General features: G+C 67.0%; 18 protein-coding genes and 1 tRNA gene. 3 read left to right on the plus strand and 16 right to left on the minus strand.

Annotation, left to right across the window (positions count from 1 at the left end; all coding sequences use genetic code 11):
• The first annotated feature begins 127 nt into the window (after positions 1-127).
• The gene (locus tag L0U85_RS02520) at positions 128-445 is read left to right on the plus strand and encodes a helix-turn-helix domain-containing protein (RefSeq protein ID WP_241376089.1); all 318 of its coding nucleotides are present in this window, start codon (positions 128-130) and stop codon (positions 443-445) included.
• A 95-nt stretch (positions 446-540) separates the two neighbouring features.
• Here L0U85_RS02520 and L0U85_RS02525 read toward each other — a convergent pair whose 3' ends face one another.
• The 3 genes from L0U85_RS02525 to L0U85_RS02535 all read right to left on the minus strand — a co-directional run bounded on the left by L0U85_RS02525 (position 541) and on the right by L0U85_RS02535 (position 7,600).
• The gene (locus tag L0U85_RS02525) at positions 541-5,646 is read right to left on the minus strand and encodes an NACHT domain-containing protein (RefSeq protein ID WP_241376090.1); all 5,106 of its coding nucleotides are present in this window, start codon (positions 5,644-5,646) and stop codon (positions 541-543) included.
• Between the two features lie 497 nt (positions 5,647-6,143).
• Positions 6,144-6,626 (minus strand): hypothetical protein, encoded by a 483-nt coding sequence (locus L0U85_RS02530; protein WP_241376091.1) that lies wholly within the window; start codon positions 6,624-6,626, stop codon positions 6,144-6,146.
• 8 nt (positions 6,627-6,634) lie between these two features.
• Positions 6,635-7,600 (minus strand): hypothetical protein, encoded by a 966-nt coding sequence (locus tag L0U85_RS02535; RefSeq protein ID WP_241376092.1) that lies wholly within the window; start codon positions 7,598-7,600, stop codon positions 6,635-6,637.
• 193 nt (positions 7,601-7,793) lie between these two features.
• Between L0U85_RS02535 and L0U85_RS02540 the strand changes: the two genes are divergently transcribed.
• Positions 7,794-9,341 (plus strand): recombinase family protein, encoded by a 1,548-nt coding sequence (locus L0U85_RS02540; protein WP_241376093.1) that lies wholly within the window; start codon positions 7,794-7,796, stop codon positions 9,339-9,341.
• On the opposite strand, the gene L0U85_RS02545 is transcribed toward L0U85_RS02540, so the two are convergent.
• The 11 genes from L0U85_RS02545 to L0U85_RS02595 form a co-directional block, all read right to left on the minus strand.
• A tRNA-Pro gene (locus tag L0U85_RS02545) sits at positions 9,307-9,380 on the minus strand. The genes L0U85_RS02540 and L0U85_RS02545 overlap by 35 nt on opposite strands.
• A gap of 95 nt (positions 9,381-9,475) precedes the next feature.
• Positions 9,476-10,846 carry a ribosome biogenesis GTPase Der gene (gene der / locus L0U85_RS02550; RefSeq protein WP_241376095.1) on the minus strand — a complete coding sequence of 457 codons (1,371 nt, stop codon included), beginning with the start codon at positions 10,844-10,846 and terminating at the stop codon, positions 9,476-9,478.
• Positions 10,839-11,519 (minus strand): (d)CMP kinase, encoded by a 681-nt coding sequence (cmk, locus tag L0U85_RS02555; RefSeq protein ID WP_241376097.1) that lies wholly within the window; start codon positions 11,517-11,519, stop codon positions 10,839-10,841. The genes der and cmk overlap by 8 nt, the downstream gene beginning before the upstream one ends.
• Positions 11,520-11,657: 138 nt before the next feature.
• Complete coding sequence (locus L0U85_RS02560; protein WP_241376098.1) at positions 11,658-12,032, minus strand: YccF domain-containing protein; 375 nt, start codon at positions 12,030-12,032, stop codon at positions 11,658-11,660.
• 45 nt (positions 12,033-12,077) lie between these two features.
• Positions 12,078-12,818, minus strand: coding sequence for a pseudouridine synthase (locus L0U85_RS02565; RefSeq protein WP_241376100.1), 741 nt, complete (start codon positions 12,816-12,818; stop codon positions 12,078-12,080).
• On the minus strand, positions 12,802-13,554 hold the full coding sequence (gene scpB, locus L0U85_RS02570; protein ID WP_241376101.1) for an SMC-Scp complex subunit ScpB: 753 nt from the start codon (positions 13,552-13,554) through the stop codon (positions 12,802-12,804). The genes L0U85_RS02565 and scpB overlap by 17 nt, the downstream gene beginning before the upstream one ends.
• Positions 13,547-14,410, minus strand: a complete 864-nt coding sequence (locus tag L0U85_RS02575) for a ScpA family protein (protein WP_241376103.1) — start codon at positions 14,408-14,410, stop codon at positions 13,547-13,549. Before L0U85_RS02575 ends, scpB begins: the two co-directional genes overlap by 8 nt.
• Positions 14,411-14,498: 88 nt before the next feature.
• Positions 14,499-15,422 carry a ParA family protein gene (locus L0U85_RS02580; RefSeq protein WP_347177334.1) on the minus strand — a complete coding sequence of 308 codons (924 nt, stop codon included), beginning with the start codon at positions 15,420-15,422 and terminating at the stop codon, positions 14,499-14,501.
• Positions 15,423-15,601: 179 nt separating this feature from the next.
• Entirely contained in the window at positions 15,602-16,723 is a 1,122-nt protein-coding gene (gene ald, locus L0U85_RS02585; RefSeq protein WP_241376104.1) for an alanine dehydrogenase, read from the minus strand.
• 186 nt (positions 16,724-16,909) lie between these two features.
• Positions 16,910-17,467 carry an NUDIX hydrolase gene (locus L0U85_RS02590; protein WP_241376105.1) on the minus strand — a complete coding sequence of 186 codons (558 nt, stop codon included), beginning with the start codon at positions 17,465-17,467 and terminating at the stop codon, positions 16,910-16,912.
• 10 nt (positions 17,468-17,477) lie between these two features.
• Complete coding sequence (locus tag L0U85_RS02595) at positions 17,478-18,017, minus strand: TetR/AcrR family transcriptional regulator (protein WP_241376106.1); 540 nt, start codon at positions 18,015-18,017, stop codon at positions 17,478-17,480.
• 98 nt (positions 18,018-18,115) lie between these two features.
• On the opposite strand from L0U85_RS02595, the gene L0U85_RS02600 reads away from it, so the two are divergent.
• Positions 18,116-19,615, plus strand: coding sequence for an MFS transporter (locus tag L0U85_RS02600; RefSeq protein WP_241376107.1), 1,500 nt, complete (start codon positions 18,116-18,118; stop codon positions 19,613-19,615).
• 47 nt (positions 19,616-19,662) lie between these two features.
• Here L0U85_RS02600 and L0U85_RS02605 read toward each other — a convergent pair whose 3' ends face one another.
• Positions 19,663-21,357, minus strand: coding sequence for a CTP synthase (locus L0U85_RS02605; protein ID WP_277605297.1), 1,695 nt, complete (start codon positions 21,355-21,357; stop codon positions 19,663-19,665).
• 60 nt (positions 21,358-21,417) lie between these two features.
• Entirely contained in the window at positions 21,418-23,646 is a 2,229-nt protein-coding gene (locus L0U85_RS02610) for a hypothetical protein (RefSeq protein ID WP_241376109.1), read from the minus strand.
• Positions 23,647-23,653 lie beyond the last annotated feature (7 nt).

Below are 23,653 nucleotides of genomic sequence, written 5' to 3' on the forward strand. Positions count from 1 at the left end.
TTACTCGAATGCCCAACTTTGCAGTTCCGCCTTAATAGCTTGAAACCGACAAAATGCTCTGGAAAAGAAAAACAGGTCAGAGGCTGAGCCTCTGACCTGCGAAAACGTCGAGCTAACCATCGCTACTTTGAACACACCACCGCAGGTATACGGCCTGCTGGAACAGCTCTCAGGCCCCGACTCCGGCAAGAACGGCATTTCGGGCCCCTCCTCGAACTCCAGCTCAACTGACGGATACACCGCCGAGGACGCCTCCGGGCGGATTCCCCGCCCCCTCCATCGACGCCTCTCGCTCGACCAGCGAGCCGCGCTGGTCGCCGCCTTCGCCTCCGGCGCCAAGCAAAAAGACCTCGCCGCCGACTACGGCATCAGCATCCGCAGCGTCAAGCGGTTGGTCCGCGCGGCTCGTAATGCAGGCGCAAACCCGCACCCCAACAACGAATAGCGCTCACAGTCAGTCTTCGAAGTAACGAGGATCAACCTCTTTGAGGGTGCAGTGGTGAGCCATGACCCCGATCCCGTGCTCAATCATGATCACCACTAGAGAGACGTGCTCCGAAGGTCGAGTGCAGCAAGACGTAGTGGACCCTCATGGTTGGTGAACGGGTTGTATACGACCGTATCCGGTGATGCCGATTCAAGGATGCGGGTGACCTGTGCCGACTCGGCTTGAGGTAGCGCGCCGACGTGCCGCAGCGCCACGGCGAATAGGTACATGCGTTGCAACAGTCGCGATTCCGGGTTTGCCTGTGCCACCGGGTCCCAAGGGCTCGCGAATATGGGACTCCCCTCACGGATGCCCATTGGATCGCTGAGGGCAGCTTTGAACGCTTCAACGGCGTCCAGGTCCACTCTCAGTCGTCGCGTTAGCGGTCTGGTGAACATGGGCAGATACAAGTCGGAGAGGCCCATACGGATTCGAGCGTCAGCGCGAGTCGCAATGGCGGGCAGGTCGTCCGGTCCAGCGGCACCAAGAGCGATGGCCAGTGTGTCTCCCCAACCGCGATGCTCGCGGTTAGAAGGATCTGTTTGGAACCATTCTTCCAGCTGTTGGATAGCCACGACGGACACGGGATCGGTTGGAAACAACTGGGTATAGGCGGCTAGTTGCTCGTCTGCGTAATAGTGCCCCCTCAGTCCTATGGACCTGTTGCCCTCTGTGAGGATGGCCTTGAACAGGTCGTCGGGCACGTTCCAGCTGTCGCGATCCAGGATCGAGTCGAGGGCTTGGTTCGACCAGTGGTGCCCCATGATGCCAAGTCTTGATGCGAGCGCGCGAAGGACTTCTTCGCTTCCGTTGTTCTCGTGTTTGGCCCACAAGAGAAAGCGGCGATCTTTGCGGAGCGAATCATCGTTGTCGGCCTCACGGCGAATCATATCGGCGATGTCTGGGTAGCGGGACGCGACTATTGCAAGCGCTGACATGACGTTGCGTCGCTTATCATTGGCTGTTTGGTTTCGGTTACCAAGCTTCCCATTCAGCCTATCGAAAACCTGTTCGCTGAAGTGTTCTGACAGTCGGGCCCAGTTCTCGGCGATGAGTTCTACGAGGATCCGGTCAACAGGACCATAATCTTCTGCGTCGAGCTGGACCCCGGGTGCATCTGGGGCGCCAATGGTTTCCTTGATACCGTCAATCAGGGTGAGGTCTCCGAGGATGAGCATGCCGATCCATGCCAGTCGTCGGCGTTCTTCGAGTTCAGGACCATAGGCGCACAGCTGGTCCTTGATCTCATGGTGTAGCCATTCCATCTGGGGTGTGAAGGTGTCTGGGCCAGTGAGGTTGTTGTGGGCCTGTTGATCGCTCTTGATCGCTTGGACAAGCCCGACGAGGGCGGTGCGGCGAACCTCTGGGTCAGGTTCGTTCTTCCAATCCGCGAGCAGATCGACCAGGTCAGCTGCGGTCAGCGAGCTGCGTGCAAGTTCGAACGTCAAGACCTCGCGCAGTTCTGGTTCGAGATGTGCAAGCAGATCGAGGGTCTGATCGAGGATGCGCTGCGAAGACGGATCGGTCCTGCCGCAGTATGTCCTGAGGATGGCGGACGGGATGGTGTCGGGAATCCCTGAACTGATGGGCCTGGTGTCGCTGAGGGTCTTGCCGGCGAACTCCTGGACCGCTGGCTGCTCGGGCCATGCGCTGATAACGGCCGGAACGTGCCACATCAAGAAGGAAGGATCGACGCTCGTGCACAAGACCGCCAGCTCCGATGCGTCATAGCTGGCAAGCACTTCCTGCGCGGCGACGGATGGGGGACCTTGTTCGGCTGCGATGCCCAGGAATCGCTTCCAGGCAACAGCTGCGGATTCGGCCACAACGACACGGCCTTCACGCGAGTCGTTCTCATCGATGTGGCGCAGCAACGACACCAGTACGGCGAAGCCCTCCTGCGGGCCCAGGACGTCGATGGCGACGCCCGCCATCGGCGCGGCAGTCGCGAAGTCTCCATGAAGCCGGTCGGCAAGCGCGGCGCGAACCTGTGCATCATCGAGGTAGTGCTCGACGAGACGGCGGGCAGCCGCGTAGGGGCGTGGCTTGTCCAGACTGTCCAGCAGGACAGCCTTTGCGTCGCCGGAGGGCAGTGCAATGGCGAGGTCGGCTGCCCCAGAGACTGAAAGCCCTCCGAGTCCAGCCTCGATGGTCAGGCGGAGTGCCTCGGCGAACGCCGGATCATCCCGCCACCGCTGGGGAATCAATCCGATGTCGTACAGAATAAGACCACGATCCTCCGGGTTCGCGAGTTTTGCGGCGGTCCACGACTTGAAACGGCCGTCTGCCTCAAAGGCGTTGCAGGCCAGATACCATGCGAGAGCGCGATCACCGCCGTCCTGTCCGTTCGTCTCCAAGGTCTCAAGGGCAAAGTCCGCAACCGCTGCATCGCCCGCGGCAGCGAGGTTGACAAGCGCGGCGACAGGCCATGCCCCAGTCCCAATATCCTCTCGGTGCAGCAGCGTCAAGAGCCATTCGCGTTCTTCCTGCCGGTACGACCCCGCGTTCCCCGGTGCACTGCTCGTCTGCAGCACATGAAGGCTCGCTAGCCGAAGCGTCTTCGAAGGCTGGCGGCGCGCCCAGTCGATCAGTCGCGCAGTTTCAGAGGCATCAGACCAACCCTCGCCGAGGGCGAGGATCGCAGCGGCCTGAGTTCCCGAGGATGGCCCGCTTTCGGTCAACGCTACGAGTCGGTCCATCATCTGAGATTGACCGCCGAATCGGCGGCCGATGGCTACCGCCGCGTTGATCTTCACCTCGTCTTCGGGATGTCGCAGGCCCCAAAACAGCCGCTCGGCCGCGACATTATCGGGGATGGCGAGATCACGCAGCGCCCACATGGATGGTGCCGGGTTGGGGCGAGGTGCCGTGAGCCAACGTTTCATGACCGGCAGGAGTTCGCCGCGCACCATCTGATTAGCGAGCGTGGCGGTCAGCGCCGTTAGAAGGTTCGCTCGATGACGTAGCGACGGATGGCGCTCGACCCGGTTGACAAGCCGACCGACGTAACTGGCCTGCGACTTCGGCATGAGCCTAACGCCTGCGGCGAGCGATTCGGCGAGCAGCTCGAAGCCATCGATATCGGCCCATTCCTGGCCACTCTCGTCGAGCGCCTCGGAGAGCAACCGTTCGGTGTCGTGGGGATTGACTTGCGCGCTCAGCAGCGCCAAGATCACGTCGCGCCAGGTCGGATCATGCACGAGTTCCTGTATTGCTTCGACCTGCCGACTCGTGGGCTGTGTGGCGAGGTACTGGCCAGCCAGGTGGTCGAGCACCACGCGGTGCAGGAACCCAAACGTTCCGGCGCCGTGGGACACGATCAGTCCAAACTCGTCGGAGGCCATTGCGAGGACGTCATCGGCGATACTGCGGGCCTCGGCCTCCGGATAGCCGAGGACTTCGTCGTCGATCATCGACTCGACTATGAGCTTGCGCATTCTCGCTTTGGTGACGGTGCCGGAGGGATCCCCGACGCGGAGCCTGTAGGCGACAGCGGCGAACAGAATGGCGGCGTTGGAGGCGTCTAGCACAGGTTCTTTCGCATACGAGGCACGTTGTCGCATCTGCGGATGCTTTTCGACCAACAGTTCGACAAGCCGGGTGTATATCTTGAACCGTTGCCGCGGCAGAGGCTCACCCTGCCATTTGGTGGCCAACAGTGTCAGAAACAGAGGGATTCTGGAGAGTTCGGAGAGCTCCCGAGTGGCCTCAACCTGGTCGAGGAAGGACTCGACGCTGGCACTCCATGGCGGCATGACGCCTGTTTCGGCTTCTGGAGGTGTGGCTGGCCGTAGGATTTCGGCCGTGATTGCCCGTCGCTGCCGATCGGTCAATGGTGTCAGTTCAGCTTGCTCCCAACGGAGACTCCAGTTCAGCCGACCGACCGCGTACGGACGCGTAGAGAGGATTGCTGACGCCTGAGAATGGCCAAGGAAACCCTCAAGGGCCGCCAATGCTCGCTCGGCGCCACGGACACTGCTCCACTCGTCTACGCCATCGACGAGGAGCAGCAGGCGGTCGTCCCGCAGTGCGCGCTCAACCAATGGCCAAAGATGTGCGGTACTCTGCGCGCTCAGCCAGGCTTCGGCTGCGGAGATGAGCGACTTCTCGGTCGACTCCTCGAGGTGACGGCAGAGAAACCCGAACGGTAGCCAGATCGGCAGGTTGTCGGCGTGTTCCCGCTGTAGCTCGATCGACTGCGGTTGGGTCGAGAGCAAGTCCGTTGCGATGAACCTCAGGAGGCTGGACTTCCCTGCTCCCGGTCGCCCGATGAGCAGTCGATACTTGCCGCTAGCCAACCATTCATCCGCTGCGATAGTTCCTGCGGTAACTGGCGCGGCCAAGCTCTTGCGCTTGAGAAGGTGACCAGCGGATCTCAAGGACTGCCGGATGCTACCCAACCACGAAGCGGCCGAGTTGTCGGCGTCGAGCGTGCCCTCAGTGGGATGTGGCTCTTCGACGACCGGCTCGGGTTCTTCGGTGTCGACATGGTCAACCCTCTGGCAGTTGGGGTCGACATCGAGGATGATGAACGGGGCGCCTGAGCCTGGGTTTTCAACCGGGTGAACCCCGCCTTGGGCAGAGAAAACTGCACCATAGAGGTCGCGTAGCCCCGCACGCAGTTCTCTGCTGTCTTGGTGTGGCAGGTTATCCGACAGTGCACGGGCAGCCTCTGGGCCGCAGAAGCGCTCGACCCATGGTCGGCCGAAGAAGTCGTCGACGATGCGTGGATGGTCTTTTAGCAGGCTAGAGACCTCCTGTACACCCCACGGTACGAAGGTGATCTGGAGTCTCTCTAGCCGCTCGGTTTGCTCCCGGATCGCGGCGTCAAGCTTGGTGTCCTGCAAGTCAAATGAGGTGGCGAAGTAGAACGCTGCCGTCTTGTCGGCCCACTCGCCTTTTAGCAGGTCGTCGACCGCTTTCTTGATCTTGGCTGCGGTCAGATTCATGATTCGTCGGGATTGCAGGGTGATGTAGTCGCGGCCTTCAGACTCGCCACGGGTCAGGTCGAGCGGTAGTCGCGCGTAGGCGTCAATCCCGGCTTGCGCTTGGCCGGGCGTGCCAAAGAGCTTGGCATATTGGACCGGACGGATCGTGTGAAGCAGTCGGAGAAACAGGCGTTCGGCGTCGGACCAGGCAAGATCACCGATGGGCAACACCTGGCCCTTAGTGTCGACCGGCGGCGCCGGGAGGGGGCCAGTGGGAGCAGACCACAGGAACGCTTCAGCGGGACCCAGTCCGCCCGTCCGATCGGTGAACTCGCCCATGGTCCTCCCTCTCGATCTCCCTCGACTCAGGCTACCGCCCTGAGCACATGCAACCGATCCTCACATCAACGATCGATATGTGAGCGAGTCTGGCGTGTAATTCCCCTGACGGCCGCTGAACGCGTCACGCTTGCTCCGACAGGTCCCGATCCTATGTCGAGTCAAGGTCGACACTATTCATCGATAGGAGTATCGACAAGCTCGTGAACGATCGCTCCCTACCTCCATGTAGCCGATGGGCCTCGTCAAGTGGCTGTTCGGCACCCGTTGCGGCGGCGTGGACCTCTTCGACGGATGACACGGTGCTCCTCGGGTAGGGATGCTCCGGAGACTATGAGGGATCGTTCCTGGGCGGTAGGGGCCTGTCGGATCGTCGACAGCTCGTTGTCTCAGCCCCGCTCGGCACCTTCGGGCCAGATGACCGTTATGGGTACGCCTCGGCTTCGTGCGGCGGTGACCGCGTCGGCCGTGCCCCCGGTCTTCCAGGATGGCGAGGGCTGACCGTCCCAGACCGCGAGCATGCGGTCGACGCTGTCGAGCATCGCGGCATTGGCCTGGTCGTATGCCTGCATCGAGGATGCTTCGGCGACGTACCTGGTCGTATGCGCCTGTGCCACCAGCGTGTCGAACACCGGCAGGTGGGCCTGGGAGACGCGGGTGTCGCGGTAGTCGGGTGCAGGCAGCAGCGCTTCGAGGCGGCCTCCAGCATCGAGGACGGTCTGGGCGAAGATCGCGTCGGCGCCCTCGGCAAGGCAGGAGACGCCGACCAGCTCGGCCGGGTCGTACCGGGACAGCTCGTGCTTCAGCGCCGCCGCGACCAGGTCGACCGTCGCGGCGGTGAGGTTCATGTGTCCGGTGATGCCGATCCGCAAGGGTGCTCCTATCTCGATGCAAGCGCCGTTTGGAGCTCGGCCGCTTCCGGTACCGAGTCGTATCGGGCGGCGGCGACCTCGAGGCGGCGCAGGTAGTCCTCGACCCTGGCTGACTGTACCGTCGCCGCAGCGTCCAGGGCCTGCTGGGCGTAGCTGCTGCCGAGTTCGGGCTCGTCGGCCGCGAAATGGACGAGCGCGGTGTGGCCGAAGTTGAGCACCTGTCCGCGCGGGAGCGGCCGGGCAGTGGTCGCGGTCCGCTCGGCGGCCTCGACCGCGGCTGCCCGGTCGTCGACGAGGTGGAGGCATTGGGCTATACGACCGTCGAGCCATGCGCCGCCGACGTGGGAGATCCACTCGGGGCCGCCGGGCCGGTCAGCCCGGTCCATGTCCCGCTGCGACCTGGTGATGAGCCGCGCGACCTCGGGGCTGTCGCCGAGCAGGGCGTGCCCGTGGGCGAGCGCCATGCGCGCCTCACCGACGAGGGCCGGGTCCCCGATGGTCTCGGCGGCGTCGAGGGCGGCCTGCCCGGCATTCGCAGCTTCGTCCCCGTCGCCCACGATCGCGGCTTGGTTCGAGGTGGCAATGATGGTCTCGCACGCCAACGACGCATCGTCGGCCTCCTCCGCTAGCTCGAGCGCCTGGGCGAAATACACCCTCGCCGAGCCCTGGACTCCGGCGTCGAACGCCGACCAGCCGGCGAGCAGCGCCAGCTCCGCGACCGAGGACACGAGCTGGTTGCGGATCGTCGGCGCGATCGGTCCGGCGAGCATCGGCATGGCAACCTGCTGGAGGTAGGCAACGATCGAGTGCGTCGCGTGGGTACCGCCGTGATGGCTGTCGAGCGAGCGGAGTGTCGCGGTCATGGACTGGACGATCTCGAGCTGCGGCGTACCCACCCGGCCTCCGGCGGTGTCGGAGTCAGGGATGAGTGCGCCCATCAGCGCGAGGGATTGCAGGACGATTCTTCGGCGCACGCCGCTCTCTCCACAGGTCGCAAGGTCAGCTAGAAGCCCATGCGTCCCAAGCTGTTGCTCGAGGTCACGCATGAGCGCAGGCCCCGGTGACTTGTGGCCGTTCTCGATGTTCCGCAGATGAGGCTCTGAGGTGTGGCAAGCCTGGGCGAACTCGGGGCGCTCGCGTCCGGCGCGCTCACGGAGCGAGCGGACGATGCGCCCAAAGATATGGCGATCCTCCTGCGTCGGCATCACTTCGCTCCTGAAGGAATCAAACGGAATCGCTCCGGATCGGCCGGTCTTCCAAAGACTGCTCAAGCGCGTGAACGAGGTCGGCGACATCGCGGCGGTCATCATCTACCGCCGCTCCCGCGCCTTCCGCGACGAGTGGGACGCCGCCATCACCGGCCGCGAACTGAAGGATCACGGGGTGCGGCTGATCTCGGCGCACGACTACACCGACGAGACCGCCGAAGGCCAGCTGGTCGCCTCGGTCCTGGACAGCATCAACGCCTACCAGTCCCGTGCCCAAGGCAACGACATCCGCCGGAAGATGGCGGGCAAAGCCGCGCGCGGTGGCACCCCCGGCCGCGCCAAACTCGGCTACCGAAACACGCATGAGGAGATCGACGGACGCACGGTCGCCACCATCGCGACCGACCCCGAACGGGCCCCGTTCATCCACACAGCCTTCGAACTGGTCGCCACCGGCAAATACTCCCTCCGCGACCTGCGCGACGCGCTGACGGCCGCCGGGCTGCGAAACCGCCCCACCCGCGCCCACCCGGCCGGAACCGAAGTCTCACCGAGCCAGCTAGAGAAGATCCTGCGCGACCGCACCTACCTCGGCTACGTCATCTGGAAAGGCCAAGAACACCCCGGTCGCCACCAACCCCTCGTTGAACCCGAGCTCTTCGCCCAAGTCCAAGAGGTCCTCGCCCGGCGCTCCCGCGGCACGCGTGAATCGGTGTGGAGGCACTACCTCAAGGGCCTGCTGTGGTGCGCCCGCTGCGGCTCGCGCCTGGTCTTCGAACCCGCCCGCTCACGCGACGGCCGCCACCACTTCTACTACCGGTGCATCAACCGCCAAGGCCGCCAAGGCGACCTACCCAGGTTCCGACTCGCGGTGATCGAGGCGGCCGTGGCCGACCACTACTCCACCATCGCCATCACCGAGACCGAGCAGACCGAGATCCGCACCGCCCTAGCCGAAATGCTCCAAGCCCAGCAAACCACTGCCAAGGAGTTGCGGCGGCAGCTCCGGGCCGAACTGACCCGCCTCGACCGCCGCGAAGACGCCTACCTCGACCTGGTCGGCGACCCGGCCTGGCCCACCGAAAAGCTGACCAAGAAGATCCAGGAGATTCGGCTCGAACGCGACCAGATCGACCAGCGGCTGGCCGAGGCCGACACCGCCGACTTGGCTACCGCCGAGCAGCGGATTGCGGGTCTGCTTGAGCTTCTGAACGATCCCCGGACGCTCTACCGGTCGCTCCCGGACGACCACCGCCGCGCCTTCAACGACCTGTGCTTCGACAAGCTCTATGTTGACGCCACGGATCCAGATAGCCCGGCCATCACCCGTACCGAACACACTGCCGCGTACGCGCCGCTCCGGGCCTACCTCGGCCAGCACTCCACCAGCCGGGCCGCCGGACAGCGAAAGAGCCGCGACTCACGTCACGGCTCTTCGCTAAGTGCCCGATGTTCAAACGAGCGTTCTATTGTCGGGCTGACAGGACTTGAACCTGCGACCCCTTGACCCCCAGTCAAGTGCGCTACCAAGCTGCGCCACAGCCCGTTTCACTGCCTCGTCGGCAGCGGAGACAACTTTAGCCTATCGCCTCAGGGCCGCCCGCGGCGAGGTCCCTGGTGTGAGATGGGCCTGGTCGGGGCCTATTTGCGCTTGTCCTTCCTGCGGGGCTCGCGCGGTTTGACGGCCAGTTCGATCGGCGTACCGGGGAAGCCGAAGTCCTCGCGCAGGCGGCGCTGGATGTACTTCAGGTACTGCTTGTCGAGCTTCGCCGTGGTGAACAGGACGAAACGCGGCGGCTCGGTGCCGGCCTGGGTCGCGAAGAGGATCTTCGGGGCCTTGTTCGCCCTGACGGGGTGCGGATGGGCCCCCTGGAGGGCGCTGATCCACTGGTTCAGCTCGCCGGTGGAGATCCGCTGCCCCCAGCCCGCGAGGGCCTCGCGCAGCGCGGGCGCGAGCTTGCCGACGGCGCGGCCGGTCAGAGCCGAGACGTTCACCCGGGGTGCCCACGACACCTGGAGGAGCTCCCGGTCGATCTCCTTCTCCAGGAAGTAGCGGCGGTCGTCGTCCACCAGGTCCCACTTATTGAAGGCCAGCACCAGGGCGCGACCCGACTCGACCACCTGGGTCAGGACCCGCTGGTCCTGCTCCGAGATCGGTTCCGAGGCGTCCAGGAGCACCACCGCCACTTCGGCGGCCTCCACCGCGTGCTCGGTGCGCAGCGAGGCGTAGTACTCGGTGCCCGAGGCGAACTTGACGCGCTTGCGCAGCCCGGCGGTGTCGACCAGGACCCAGTCCTCGCCGTCGATCTCCACGATCGAGTCGACCGGGTCGACGGTGGTGCCGGCGACGTTGTCGACCACAGCCCGGTCTTCACCGGCGATCCGGTTCAACAGGCTCGACTTGCCCACGTTCGGGCGTCCCACCAGGGCCACGCGCCTCGGGCCGCGCTCCTTGAGCGCTCCCGTCGGCTGCTCGGGGAAGGCCCACACGATCTGGTCGAGCAGGTCGCCCGATCCCCTGCCGTGCAGGGCCGAGATCGGGTGCGGCTCGCCCAGGCCGAGGCGCCACAGGTCGGCCACGTCGGCCGACTGGCGCTCGGAGTCGACCTTGTTCGCGACGAGGATCACCTGCTTCTTCGCACGGTGCAGGATGCGCGCGGCGGCCTCATCGGCGTCGGTCGCGCCGACGCGCGAGTCGACGACGAACACCACCACGTCCGCGGTCTTGATCGCCAGTTCGGCCTGCGCCGCGATCGCCGCGGCCATGCCCTCGGCGTCGGGGTCCCACCCGCCGGTGTCGACCAGGCTGAAGTCCCGGCCGGCCCATTCGGCGTCGTAGGCGATCCGGTCGCGCGTGACGCCCGGCTCGTCTTGGACCACGGCCGCGCGGCGGCCGAGTATGCGGTTGACCAGCGTCGACTTGCCCACGTTGGGGCGGCCTACGACGGCAACCGTCGGGACCGGGGCTCTCTCGAGAGTGTCGAGTTCGGCCCAGGTCGCTTCGTCAGTCATTGATGTCCCTGTTGTTGAGCAAAGCCAAGATCTTCGCGACGACCTCCACGATCGGCAGCTCCGTAGAGTCGATGACCGTGGCGCCCTTCGGCGCTTCCAGCGGTTTCGTCGTCTTCGAGTCTGCCCCGTCGCGGCGCGCGATGTCAGCCTTAGTGGCCGACTCGTCAGCCCCGACCTCCAGCGCGCGGCGCTTCGCGCGGGCCTCGGGATCGGCGGTGAGGTAGACCTTCACGTTGGCCTCGGGTGCGACGACCTCGATGATGTCGCGGCCCTCGACGACGATGCCCTTCTTCGCCTCGGAGATGATGCGCTGCTGCTCGGCGATGAGGTGCTTGCGGACGGCCTTGTTTCCGGCCACCGCCGAGACCGCCTTCGTCACGTCATCGGTTCGGATCTCGAGGCTCGCGTCCTCGCCGTCGAGGCGGGTGTACGGGTCCTCGGGGGCGGTCCCGAATTCGAGCTTGGCGTCCTTGACCGCCTTGGTGACCTGCGCGGTCTGCGAGGGGTCGACGCCGGCTTTGAGCACCGCGAGCGTGGCGGCGCGGTACATCGCACCGGTGTCGAGGTAGGCGGCGTCAATAGCGGTCGCGAGTGTCTTGGAGACGGTGGATTTGCCCGCCCCGGACGGGCCGTCGATTGCGACGACCGGTGCGCTCTTCGTGTGCTCAGGCACTGTCTCGCTCCGTTCTACTACAGCAAACCACGCAAACCTACATCATGCCTGGATGCGGCGATGGAGGTGTGGTTTCGACCAGGGTGGCATGCCGCTCTGGGCGCGTGTCGCGGGGTATCGACGACCGTGGCTGCGGGGTCATGGCCTGTCGACGACGCGGGCGCCGAGCGGCCACAGCGCCAGCGGGATCATCTTCCAGTTCGCCACCGCCAGAGGGATTCCGATGATCGTGACCGCGAGTATCAGACCGGTGAACAGGTGCGCCAGCGCCAGTTCCCAGCCGAACAGGATCAGCCAGAGGATGTTGCCGACCAGCGAGAGGCACCCGGCCGACGGATCGCGAACGACGGTCCGCCCGAACGGCCACAGCACGTACCCCGCCAGCCGCATGTTCGCGATCCCGAACGGGATCGTGACGATGAAGATGCAGAACAGGAGCCCCGTGAAGAAGTATCCGAGGGCGAGCCACAGACCGGCGAGCACGAACCAGATGACGTTCAGAATGGTTGACACGCCGAAAGCCTAACCGGCCCTTGCCTATGCTGTCGGTACAGCTGGCTAGAGCCCTGCCTCGCGGTAGAGCTCCCCCACCTCGTCCGGGGTGAGCCTGCGGATCGTCCCGGGTTTGAGGTTGCGCAGCTTCACGGGCCCGATCTCGGTGCGGACCAGTCGCGAGACCCGGTGCCCGACCTCGTCCATGAGCCGCCTCACAATATGCTTGCGCCCCTCGTGGATCGTGATCTCGATCAACGACTGCCCGGCGTGCTCGTCGATGATCTTGAGCTTCTCGGCCTTCGCCGTCCCATCGTCGAGTTCGACGCCGGTGAGCAGGCGCTTCCAGGTGGGCTTGTCGAGGATCCCGGCGACCTGCGCCCGGTAGACCTTCGGCAGGCCGTGCGAGGGGTGCATGATCCGGTTGGCCAGCTCCCCGTCGTTGGTGAGCAGCAGCAGACCCTCTGAGTCGGTGTCGAGCCGCCCGACGTGGAAGACCCGCTGGTCGATGCCCTTGGCGATCTCGGCCAGGGACGGGCGTCCCTCTTCGTCGTCCATCGTCGAGACGATCCCGCGAGGCTTGTTGATCGCGTAGTAGACGGTTTCGACGTCGGTGATCACGCGCTTGCCCGAGACGTGGATCGTGTCCTCGGCGGGGTCCACGCGCTGACCGAGTCGCGCGGGCTCGCCGTTGACCTTCACCTTGCCGCGGGCGATCAGGTCTTCGGCCGCCCGGCGGGAGGCGATCCCGGCCTGGGACAGCACCTTCTGCAGGCGAACGCCTTCTGCGTCAGCTTTGTTCATCATCCTCGATATCCGTCACGTCGTTCGGCAGGAACGGGGCCAGCTCTGGCAGCTGGTCGACCGAGTCCAGGCCTAGTTTCTCCAAGAACAGGGTGGTGGTGCGGTACAGCGTCGCCGTCGAGTCGGGGTCGGAGCCGCACTCCTCGACCATTCCGCGCGCCAGCAGCGTGCGGATGACCCCGTCGCAGTTGACCCCCCGGATCGCCGAGATGCGACCCCTGGTGACCGGCTGCCGGTAGGCGACGACGGCGAGCGTCTCCAGGGCCGCCTTGGTGAGACGGGCGGAGGCGCCGTCGGTGACGAACCGCTCGACATAGCGGGCGTAGTCGGTCCGTGTGTAGAACCGCCAGCCGCCGGCTTGGCGACGCAGGTCGAAACCGCGTCCGTCGCCAGTGTATTCCGCGCTCAATCGGCCGAGGGTCTCGCGGACCTTCGAAAGTGGCCGCTCCAATACCGAGGACAGGAATTCCTCCGAAAGAGGCTCCTCGGCGATCATGAGGATCGCCTCCAGCACGGCGCCGAGGTCGACGTCGTCGGGGACGGGCGCCGGGGCGGGCTCGGGCTTCGGTTCGGCCTGGACCTGGGCGGGGACGGCGGTGACGGCTTGGGCGTACTCGTCCCGTTCATCGGCCGGCTCGTCCGCGGGGGTGTCGGGCCGGGCGGGCGCGCCCTCGTCGCGCTGCCACGGCGGGCGCCATTCGGCGACCTCGGACTCCAGTGACTCCGGCTGCTCACTCATCTGCCGGTTCCTCCCCCGTCTGCGGTGTGCCCGCGTACTCGTCGACTTCGATCTCGGTCACGCTGCCGCCGAGCCAGCGCACGGTCAGCTCGCCGAGGGCCTGCATCTGCTCGAAGCCGACCAGCGCCTCCCGGTAGAGCTCCAGGAGCGCCAGGAATCGGGCGACGACCTCCAGGTGGTTCTCGCAGTCGGAGACCAGTGCCCGGAACGTGGCGGTCTGGACGCGCTGGAGGCGGCGCGACAGGATCACGGCGTGCTCGCGAACCGAGACGCGCTGCTGGTGGACGTGGTCGGTGCCGACCTGAGGCACCGGTTTGGGCCGCATCGCCTTGCCCGCCAAGGAGGCCAGCTGCTCCGGGCTGAGGTCGAGGACGAGTTCGGGGAGCAGGCCGCGATAGCGCTCCTCGAGTCCTGTCGACCGCGCCACGCGGGCCGAGGCGGTCTCGGCGAGAGCGGCGAGGTGGCCGGCGGCCTCCTTGTAGGCCTTGTACTGGAGGAGGCGGGCGAACAGGAGGTCGCGCGCTTCCAGCAGAGCGAGGTCCTCCTCGTCGTCGACGGCGGTGTTCGGCAGCAGCCGGGCGGTCTTGAGGTCGAGGAGGGTGGCGGCCACGAGGAGGAATTCGCTGGTCTCTTCGAGGTTCCAGGCCTCGTCGAGCGCGGTGACGTAGGCGATGAACTCGGAGGCGATCTGGTGTAGGGCCAGTTCGGTGACGTCGAGCTTGTGCTTGCCGATGAGTTGCAGCAGCAGGTCGAACGGCCCCTCGAAATTGTCGAGGCGGACGTGGAAACCGGTCTCGGTCTCCTCCGTCTCGGCGTCCCGCGGCGCGGGTGCGACGGGTCGCTGCTGGTCGGTCACGCACGCAAGCTTAGACGGGCGCTCGGAGCACCCAAGTGTGAACTCCGGGTTTCGGGCGGTTCGGTGCGCCGTCGTCCGGTCCGTCCCATCACTTCTCGGTGGCGGCGATGAGTTCTCTGGCGAGCTGGCGGTAGGCGCGGGCGCCCGACGAGGCCGGGGCCCATGTGGTGATCGGCTCGCCGGCGACGGTGGTCTCGGGGAACCGCACGGTGCGGGTGATGACGGTGGAGAAGACCTTGTCTCCGAAGGCCTCCGCGACACGCTGGAGCACCTGCCGGGAATGGGTGGTGCGCGAGTCGTACATGGTGGCGAGGATGCCGTCGAGTTCGAGGTCGTAGTTGAGCCGCTCGCGGACCTTGTCGACGGTGTCGAGCAGCAGCGCCACACCACGCAACGAGAAGAACTCGCATTCAAGCGGGACGAGGACGGAGTGGGCGGCGGTGAGCGCGTTGACCGTCAGGAGCCCCAGGGACGGCTGGCAGTCGATGAGGACGAAGTCGAAGTCGGGGATGACCGGGCGCAGGACCCTGGCGAGGGTCTGCTCACGGGCGACCTCGTTGACCAGCTGGATCTCCGCCGCCGACAGGTCGATGTTGGCGGGCAGGAGCCGCAGGCCCGCGACGTTCGTCTTCATCATGACGTCGTCGATGTCGACGTCCTCTTGCATCAGGAGGTTGTAGACGGTGAGGTCGAGCGTGTGCGGGTTGGTGCCGAAGCCGACCGACAGCGCCCCTTGGGGGTCGAAGTCCACAAGGAGGACCTTGCGGCCGTACTCGGCCAGCGCGGCGCCCAGGTTGATCGTCGTCGTCGTCTTTCCGACGCCGCCTTTCTGGTTGGCCATGGCGATGACCCGAGCGGGGCCGTGGCGCTCCAGCGGCTGAGGCTGGGGGATGTCGCGCTTGCCCGTATAGCTCTCGGGGTCGGCCGAGGTGAGGTCACCGTCGGAGTCAGCGGGCGGCACTTGCGCGGAGCGCAGGGCCTCCCACTTGTCATTGCTGTCCACACTGCTCATTTCTTCACCCCTCCGGGCGCAAGGACGGCACCGGGTGCCGGGCGTCTCACCGATTGCTCGTTATTGCGACTGTACGTCAGTGTATCGAGGCTGTCGACGGCTTGGGAGACTCCGAGGCACCCGGCGTGAGATCGCCCGCTGTCGGAGCGGATTCGATTCGGGTTCGGCGGCAGGCGGAGTCAGCGCTCGGCGAGGACCTGGTCCACCGGCATGAGCGGGAGGTGGTGGGTGATGGCCACGGGTTCGTTGGTGACGTTGCCGGCGTAGGTGTTCAGGCCGCGGGCCAGCGCCGCGTCGGAGGCGAGGGCCTCCTTCCAGCCGAGGTTGGCGAGCTTCATGACGTACGGGAGCGTGGCGTTGGTGAGCGCGTACGTGGAGGTGTTCGGAACGGCGCCCGGCATGTTGGCGACGCAGTAGAAGACCTTGCCCTCGTGGGTGAAGGTCGGGTCCGAGTGGGTGGTCGGTCGCGAGTGGGCGAAGCAGCCGCCCTGGTCGATCGCGATGTCGACGAGGACCGCTCCGTCCTTCATGTCGGCGAGGACCTCGTCGTCGACTACGGTGGGGGCCTTGGCTCCCGGGACGAGGACGGCGCCGATGACGAGGTCGGCTTCGCGGCAGGCGCGCCGGACTTCGAAGCGGTTGGAGACGATGGTGCGCAGGCGGCCCTGGTAGAGGTCGTCGGCGGCGTGGAGCTTGTCGATGTTGAGGTCGAGCAGTTCGACGTCGGCCCGCATGCCGACGGCGATGGCGGCGGCGTTCATGCCCGAGACTCCGGCGCCGATGACGACGACCTTGGCGGGCGGTGTCCCGGGGACTCCGCCCATGAGGGTGCCGCGGCCGCCCTCGGGGCGCTGGAGGTGGTAGGCGCCGGCCTGGACGGCGAGGCGCCCGGCGACCTCGCTCATGGGCGCGAGCAGCGGCAGGCGTCCGTCGGCGGTCTGGACGGTCTCGTAGGCGATGCCGGTGATGTGGCGTTCGAGGAGCGCGTCGGCGCATTCGGCGCCGGCGGCGAGGTGGAGGTAGGTGAACAGGGTCTGGCCCGGCCGCATGCGGTGGTGCTCGTCCTGAATAGGTTCCTTCACTTTGAGGACGAGGTCGCCTGCGCCCCAAGTGGTGTCGGCGTCGGGGCAGATGAGGGCCCCGGCGCCGCGGTAGTCGTCGTCGGCGATTGCCGATCCGAGTCCGGCGCCGGTCTCGACGGCGACGTCGTGGCCGGCGGCCACCAGTTCGTGGACGCCCGCGGGCGTGAGGGCGACGCGGTACTCGTTGTTCTTGATCTCGCGGGGGACGGCGACTTTCACGGCACGGTTCCTTCCAAGCGTTGAGCCGGTGCACCAGCCGGATTGCGGCTCATACAGGCAGTCTATGACGCTCCGAACCCGAAACCGCGGGTTTCACCGTGTCGGGCTTCGGCGCCTTCGCCAACGATCGTAACGGCGCGCTGGCCCGTTCGGCTATGACTCCGACGCCGTTTTCAAGTGGAACCTTTACTTCGAAGCCTCGAGGTGAAGTCTGGTGAGGTTCAAGGCGAGCGCGCACACGCCGTTGCGGATCTCGCCGTCGGTGACGGCGGCGAGTGCTTTGTCGAGGTCCCACCACACGAGTTCGATGTGGGCCTCCTCGTCGGTGCGCTCGTGGCGGTCGGCCTCGGGGACGGGGGTGAGCCCGGAGGCGAGGTAGTAGTGGATCATCTCGTTCGAGATGCCGGGGGTTGTGTAGAAAGCTCCGAGTTCACTCCAGTGCTCGGCGCGCAGGTCGACCTCTTCGGCGAGTTCGCGGGCGGCGCACACGGCCGGGTCCTCCCCTTCGATGTCGCGCAGTCCCGCGGGGAACTCCCACATGGCTTCCTTTGCGGGAACCCGGTACTGGCGGATGAGGCCGACGCGGCCGACCTCGTCGATGGGGACGGCGACGACGGCTCCGCAGTGGTCGAGGAATTCGCGGCTGGCGGTGCCGCCGCCGGGCATCGCGACGGTCTGGACGTTCAGGTCGTAGCACCAGCCGCGGTGGATCCGCTCGGTCTCCAGGACTCGATAATCATGCACGGCGACAACACTAACCCTCTCCGGCGGCGGCCTTGAGGCGCTCGAGGATGCGGTCGACGACCTCTTTGCCGGGGAGGGGCGCGCCCGAGATGGCAGAGAGGAACAGGCCGTCGCCGACGAGGCGGACGATCTCGGCGGTGACCGGGTCGTCGAGCTGGTCGTGGATCGCCTCGGACCAGCCGTTGAAGATGAACAGCACGTCCTCTTTGGCGGTCTCGGACAGCTCTTCGGTGCCGCGCAGGGCGGTGAACAGGGCCCACAGGCCGGCCGCGGACTCGGCGGAATCTATCTCGGAGGCGCGCACGAACGCCTCGACGACTCCGGTGCGCCTGGCCTCGACGATGCGGCGCTCCTCTTCGATGCGGTGCCGGCGGGCGAGGCCGTCGTAGAGGTCGGTCTTCGACTTGAAGTGGTAGAGCAGGCCGCCCTTGGAGACGCCCGCCTCAGCGGCGACCTTCTCCAGGGTCACGCCGGAGCTTCCCTCGTCCACGAGGATGCGTTGCAGTGCGTTGAGAATTCGATCACGGGTGGTGATTTCCGGTTGCGTCATGGCGCTCCTCCATTGCTACTATACCGTCTGGACGGTACAGTAACGCTCCCGCCGGGTTCGTACGCGACTCGCGGGCTTCACCGAGATCGGAGGCGCCCATGACGACGACGCTGCGCCCTGCCGCGCCACGCCGCGCCCGTTTCACCGGCCGCCAGTGGGCGGCCCTGGCGGTCCTCGTGCTCCCGGTGCTGCTCATCTCGATCGACATGACGGTACTCGGCTTCGCGGTGCCGTTCCTCTCCGAGGACTTGGCACCCACGAGCGCGCAGCTGCTGTGGATCGTCGACGTCTACGGCTTCGTCCTGGCCGGGCTGCTCGTCACCATGGGCTCGATCGCCGACCGCATCGGGCGGCGCAGGCTCCTCGTCATCGGCTCGGCCGCGTTCGCCGCCGCCTCCGTGGCCGCCGCCTACGCCCCGAACGCCGAGGCGCTCATCGCCGCGCGGGCGCTCCTGGGCGTCGCCGGCGCCACCCTCATGCCGACGACGCTGGCGCTCATGCGGAACCTCTTCACCGACGACCGCCAGCGCCTGTTCGCGATCGCGATCTGGGGAACGGGCTTCTCCGCGGGATCGGCGGCCGGCCCGGTCCTGGGCGGCTGGCTGCTGGAGCACTTCTGGTGGGGCTCGGTGTTCCTCATGGCCGCGCCGGTCTCGATCGCGGTGCTCATCGCCGCGCCGCTGCTGCTGCCCGAGTCGCGCAACGGCCGGCCGGGCCCGATCGACTGGGGCGGGGTGGCGCTGTCGTTCCTGGCGATCCTCCCGTTCGTGTACGGCGTCAAGAGCATCGCCGAGAGCGGCGTGTCCGCGGCCGCAGTGGGCTCGATCGGCTTCGGCGCGCTCGCCGGATGGCTGTTCATCCGCCGCCAGCGGCGACTGGAGCACCCGCTGATCGACGTGGACCTGTTCCGGCTGCGCCGGTTCAGCGCCTCGATCGCCACGAACTTCACCATCGTGTTCGCGCTGATCTCGGCGCTGTTCCTGCTGACGCAGTACCTCCAGCTGGTCCTGGGCTACTCCCCCATGCGGGCCGGCCTGCTGCTGCTGCCGGGCATGGCCGTCGCGGTCGTCGCCGGGCTCGTCGCGGTGCGCATGTCGGAGCGGTTCGGGCTGGTGCGGATCATCGTCGCGGGCCTGACGTTCGTCATCGCGGGCTTCGCCTCGCTGGGATTCATCGGCGTCGACTCCGGCGCGGCCATCGTGGTCGCGGCGTTCGCGATCATCGGCATCGGATCGGGACTGGTCCAGACGGTCACGAACGACGCGATCATCGCCGTCGCCCCGGCCGACAGGGCCGGCGCCGCCGCCGCGATCTCCGAGACCGCCTACGAACTGGGCGGTGCGATGGGCGTGGCGGTGCTCGGGAGCATTGCCGCGGGTATCTACCGCTCCGAGTTGGAGGGTGCGCCCGGCGCGGCGAGGGAGACGCTCGGGGAGGCCGTCCACGTGGCCGCCTCGCTGCCGCCGGAGGCCGGTGAGGCGCTCATGGTCGCGGCCAGGACGGCGTTCACCGACGGGCTCAGGGCGACCTCGGCCATCGGCGCGGTCCTGGTGGTCGTGGCGCTGGTCGCCGTCGGCCGCGCGCTTCGCGAGAAGTGACGAGACGGGGCCGAGCAGCGAGAATGCCGCTCGGCCCCGTCGCCGTTCTAGGCCACGTCCAGGTCGAGCTGGTCGGATTCGGCGCGCCGGAGCGCGGCTGCGACGAGCCCGGCGAACAGCGGGTGCGGGCGGGTCGGGCGCGACTTCAGCTCCGGGTGGGCCTGCGTCGCCACGAAGTACGGGTGGATCTCGCGGTCGAGCTCGATGAACTCGACGAGGCGCCCGTCCGGGGACAGCCCCGAGATCACGAACCCGGCCTTCATCATCTGCTCGCGGTAGGCGTTGTTGACCTCGTAGCGGTGCCGGTGGCGCTCGGAGACCTCGCTCGCCCCGTAGACCTCCGCGACGAGCGAACCTTCGGTGAGCTTCGCCGGGTAGGCGCCCAGCCGCATCGTCCCGCCCATGTCGCCCTTGCCGGCGACGATGTCGGTCTGGTCGGCCATCGTCGAGATGACCAGGTGCTCGGCCTTGCCGTCGAACTCCTCGGAGTCGGCGCCGACCAGGCCGGAGATCTCGCGCATCCCCTCGATGGCCATGCAGTGCAGCCCCAGGCACAGGCCCAGGGTCGGGATCCGGTGGGTGCGGGCGTGGGTGATCGCACGGATCTTCCCGGCCACGCCGCGGTGGCCGAAGCCGCCGGGAATGAGCACGGCGTCGACCCCCTCCAGGGCCTCCGCGGTCGACTCGCGACTATGGCAGGTGTCGGAGCTCACCCAGCGGACGTCGACCTTGGCGCGGTGGGCGAACCCTGCCGCGTGCAGTGCCTCGACGACGGACTTGTAGGCGTCGGGCAGTTCCACATACTTGCCGACGATCGCGACCTCGATGGTCGAGGCCGGGTTGTGTACCCGGTCGAGCAGGTCGTCCCAGGCGGTCCAGTCGACGTCCTTGAACGGCAGGTCGAGCTTGCGCACCACATAGGCGTCCAGGCCTTCGGAGTGGAGCGTCTTGGGGATGTCGTAGATCGACTTCGAGTCCGGCGCCGACACCACGGCGGCGTCGTCCACGTCGCAGAACCCGGCGATCTTCTGCTTCAGGCCCTCTGGCACGGGCCGGTCGGAGCGGCAGACGATCGCGTCGGGCTGGATGCCGATGCTGCGCAGCTGCACCACCGAGTGCTGGGTGGGCTTGGTCTTCATCTCCGAGGACGCGGCCAGATAGGGCACCAGCGAGACGTGCAGGAAGAAGCAGTTGTCGCGGCCGATGTCGTGCCGGTACTGGCGGATCGCCTCCAGGAACGGCAGCGATTCGATGTCGCCGACGGTGCCGCCGACCTCGGTGATGACCACGTCGGGCACACGGCCGGTCTCCGGGTCGGGATCGGCCATCGCCGCCAATCGCGCCTTGATCTCGTTGGTGATGTGCGGGATGACCTGCACGGTGGCGCCGAGGTAGTCGCCGCGGCGCTCCTTGGCGATGACGTCCGAGTACACCTGTCCGGTGGTGACGTTCGCGTGCTTGGACAGATCCCGGTCGAGGAACCGCTCGTAGTTGCCGATGTCGAGGTCGGTCTCGCCGCCGTCGTCGGTGACGAACACCTCCCCGTGCTCGTACGGGTTCATCGTGCCGGGGTCGACGTTGATGTAAGGGTCGATCTTCTGCATCACCACGTAGAGCCCACGCGCGGTCAGCAGATTTCCAAGACTGGCTGCGGTCATGCCCTTCCCGAGGGCGGAGGTGACCCCGCCGGTGACGAAGAGGTGTTTCGTTGCACGAACCTGACCGTTAGCGGCGCTGGCCAAAGCGAACTCCCGTGGTATTCAGAGTGTCGATCATGCGGCTCTCACCGCCGGTGGATCAACCTATCCACGGGATTCCACACTAACACTTTCCCGGTTCTTCTCCTCGTCGACCCAAGACGGTGCGTCGACGATCATGTCCGAGTACTCGCCGTCCTTGACATGGGCGCGCGCGAGCACACGGTGGCTGACGATGATCGCCAGCGGCACCATGACCGCCAGCGCCGATCCGAGGCTCATGAGTCCCTTGCCCTGCAGCAGACCCGCGATCGCCGAACCGACGACGGCGGCGGAGAACGCGGCCCTCAGCGGCGGGTAGAGGCCGAAGGCCCGCCGCAGTCCGCCGCCGGGGCGCAGGAGCACGAGCCAGCAGTACAGACCGGCGACTACGGTGAGCAGGCTCAGCGGCGAGGTGAAGACGGCGACGATGTTGGAGCCGACGCCGGTGGCGATGACGCCGCTGGTCTCGCCCGTGAGGTCGGCCAGGAAGGATCCGAGCGCGCCGCGTTCGGGTTCGGGCCGCTGGTAGTCGATCCAGGACAGGCCGAGCAGGACGGCGACGCCGGCGAGGCCCGACCAGGCCAGACGGGAGAACGACACCCAGCCGCCGGTGGCGATGGCGGCGGCGAGGCAGGTCCCGACGGTGATGGCGACCGCCGCCGGGATGGAGTCGCCGAGGAACCCGACCGAGACGACCAGGACGCCCAGCGCGCCGATCCCGGCCATCATCGGCGCACGGAAGCGGCGCGGCAGCCCCCAGGCCGCTGCGGCGGCGAGCAGCCACAGGGACGCGATGAACATACCGGTGGCGACCGGTCCGAGCTCGTTCGAGGACGAGTCGGCGACCGTGTAGTCGCCGAGGAGCGTGCCAAGCGGGGCGGAGGTGTGGAAGAGCATGGCCAGGACGGTGACGAGCAGGCCGAAGGCCGAGACGGTGACCATGAGTCCGGCGGGACTGTGGCGCCTCGGCAGGATGATCGCTGCGACGGCGCACACGGCGCTGATCGCCAGCGCGGCCGCTGGGCCGATGATGCCGGGCTGCGAGGTGTTCCACCAGCCGAAGAAGTCGGCGAGGATGCCGGCGCCGAAGAACAGGGCGCACACGAGCGCGATGACGATGTTGGCGCGCATGAGCCACAGCGGCGGTGGTTTGACGCCCGGCTGGCCGGCACGGCGCAGCAGGTGCAGCAGGGGCCAGGCGACGATGGTCAGGGCGAGGAACAGCAGCACTTGCAGCCATTGGGTGGCCGGCGCGGCGACGTCGGCGGCGATGAGCCGCGTGTCGGTGTCGTCGAAGACCGCTTGGCGCTCCTCATAGGACAGCATGTCGGAGACGGCCCCGGCGGAAGAACCGGTGACGTTCTCGGGCAACGGGGCGTCCAGCAGCGCCAGGATGGTCGCGCTCAGGTCGGTGAGGCGGAGGTAGCCGGGCCGCTCGGTGGGAAGGTCGAGCAGGTTGTGGTCGCCCTCGCCGCCGAAGTTCGCGATGGTGGCGAGCAGCCGGTTCGGCTCGCGGGTCTGGCTGATGCCGGTGACGATGATCGCCGAGCCCTCGCCGCGGGCTTGTCGGAGTTCGCCGACGGTCGAGTCGATCGAAGCCAGGGCGGCGGCCCGTTCGGCCTCACCGGAGGGCAGGACACCGCCGTCGACGACGGTGAGCGGGCACTCGGCGAGGGCCCCGGCGAGCTCGTCGCCGCTTGGGACGGTCGAGGCGTACTCGGAGACGTTGCCGACCGAGTTCGCGGCGGCGTAGGCTGCGGCGGGGCCGATGGCGGTGGCGCAGGAGGTGCCGGCTGCGAGCATGCCCAGTTCGGTGCCCTGGTCGAGCTCGCGGTTGAGCGCGACGAGGTCGGTGAGGCCGCTGACGGCGGCGCCGTCGCCGTCGACGGTGACCTGGTCCGCGTCGACGGGACCGCAGTCGGCGGTGTCACCGAAGGCGGTGCTGACGGCGGGAGCACCTGCCGAGAGGGTGAGCCAGCCGTCGAGCGTGCAGGTGAAGTTGCGGGCCGAGTTGGTGTTGAGCTCGGCGAGCGAGCCGCCCTCGGCCAGGGCGCTCAGGTTCGGAGTGTTCTCGGTGTCGATGTCGGTCCAGGTCAGGCCGCCGACGCCGAGGAGGGTCACGGACTCCACGGAGTCGGGGACGCGTTCCTCGGTCGGCGGCGGCAGGATCTGCCAGGCGGCGATCCCCGCGAGGAGGGCCACGGCCGCCCAGGCGGCCACTGTGGCACGGTGGTGCGCCGCCGACCGGCGCAGGCGGCGGACCAGTCGCCCTATTTCGAACTTTTCCAGCACGGGTCGG

This window comes from Glycomyces sp. L485, assembly GCF_022548875.1.
Classification (GTDB): domain Bacteria; phylum Actinomycetota; class Actinomycetes; order Mycobacteriales; family Micromonosporaceae; genus Glycomyces.

Excerpts from the sequence above, each read along its gene's own strand:
- L0U85_RS02540 (WP_241376093.1), top strand. The coding sequence starts at position 7,794 with ATGCGCCCAAAGATATGGCGATCCTCCTGCGTCGGCATCACTTCGCTC.
- der (WP_241376095.1), bottom strand. The coding sequence starts at position 10,846 with ATGACTGACGAAGCGACCTGGGCCGAACTCGACACTCTCGAGAGAGCC.
- L0U85_RS02565 (WP_241376100.1), bottom strand. The coding sequence starts at position 12,818 with ATGATGAACAAAGCTGACGCAGAAGGCGTTCGCCTGCAGAAGGTGCTG.
- scpB (WP_241376101.1), bottom strand. The coding sequence starts at position 13,554 with ATGAGTGAGCAGCCGGAGTCACTGGAGTCCGAGGTCGCCGAATGGCGC.
- L0U85_RS02580 (WP_347177334.1), bottom strand. The coding sequence starts at position 15,422 with ATGAGCAGTGTGGACAGCAATGACAAGTGGGAGGCCCTGCGCTCCGCG.
- L0U85_RS02595 (WP_241376106.1), bottom strand. The coding sequence starts at position 18,017 with ATGACGCAACCGGAAATCACCACCCGTGATCGAATTCTCAACGCACTG.
- L0U85_RS02600 (WP_241376107.1), top strand. The coding sequence starts at position 18,116 with ATGACGACGACGCTGCGCCCTGCCGCGCCACGCCGCGCCCGTTTCACC.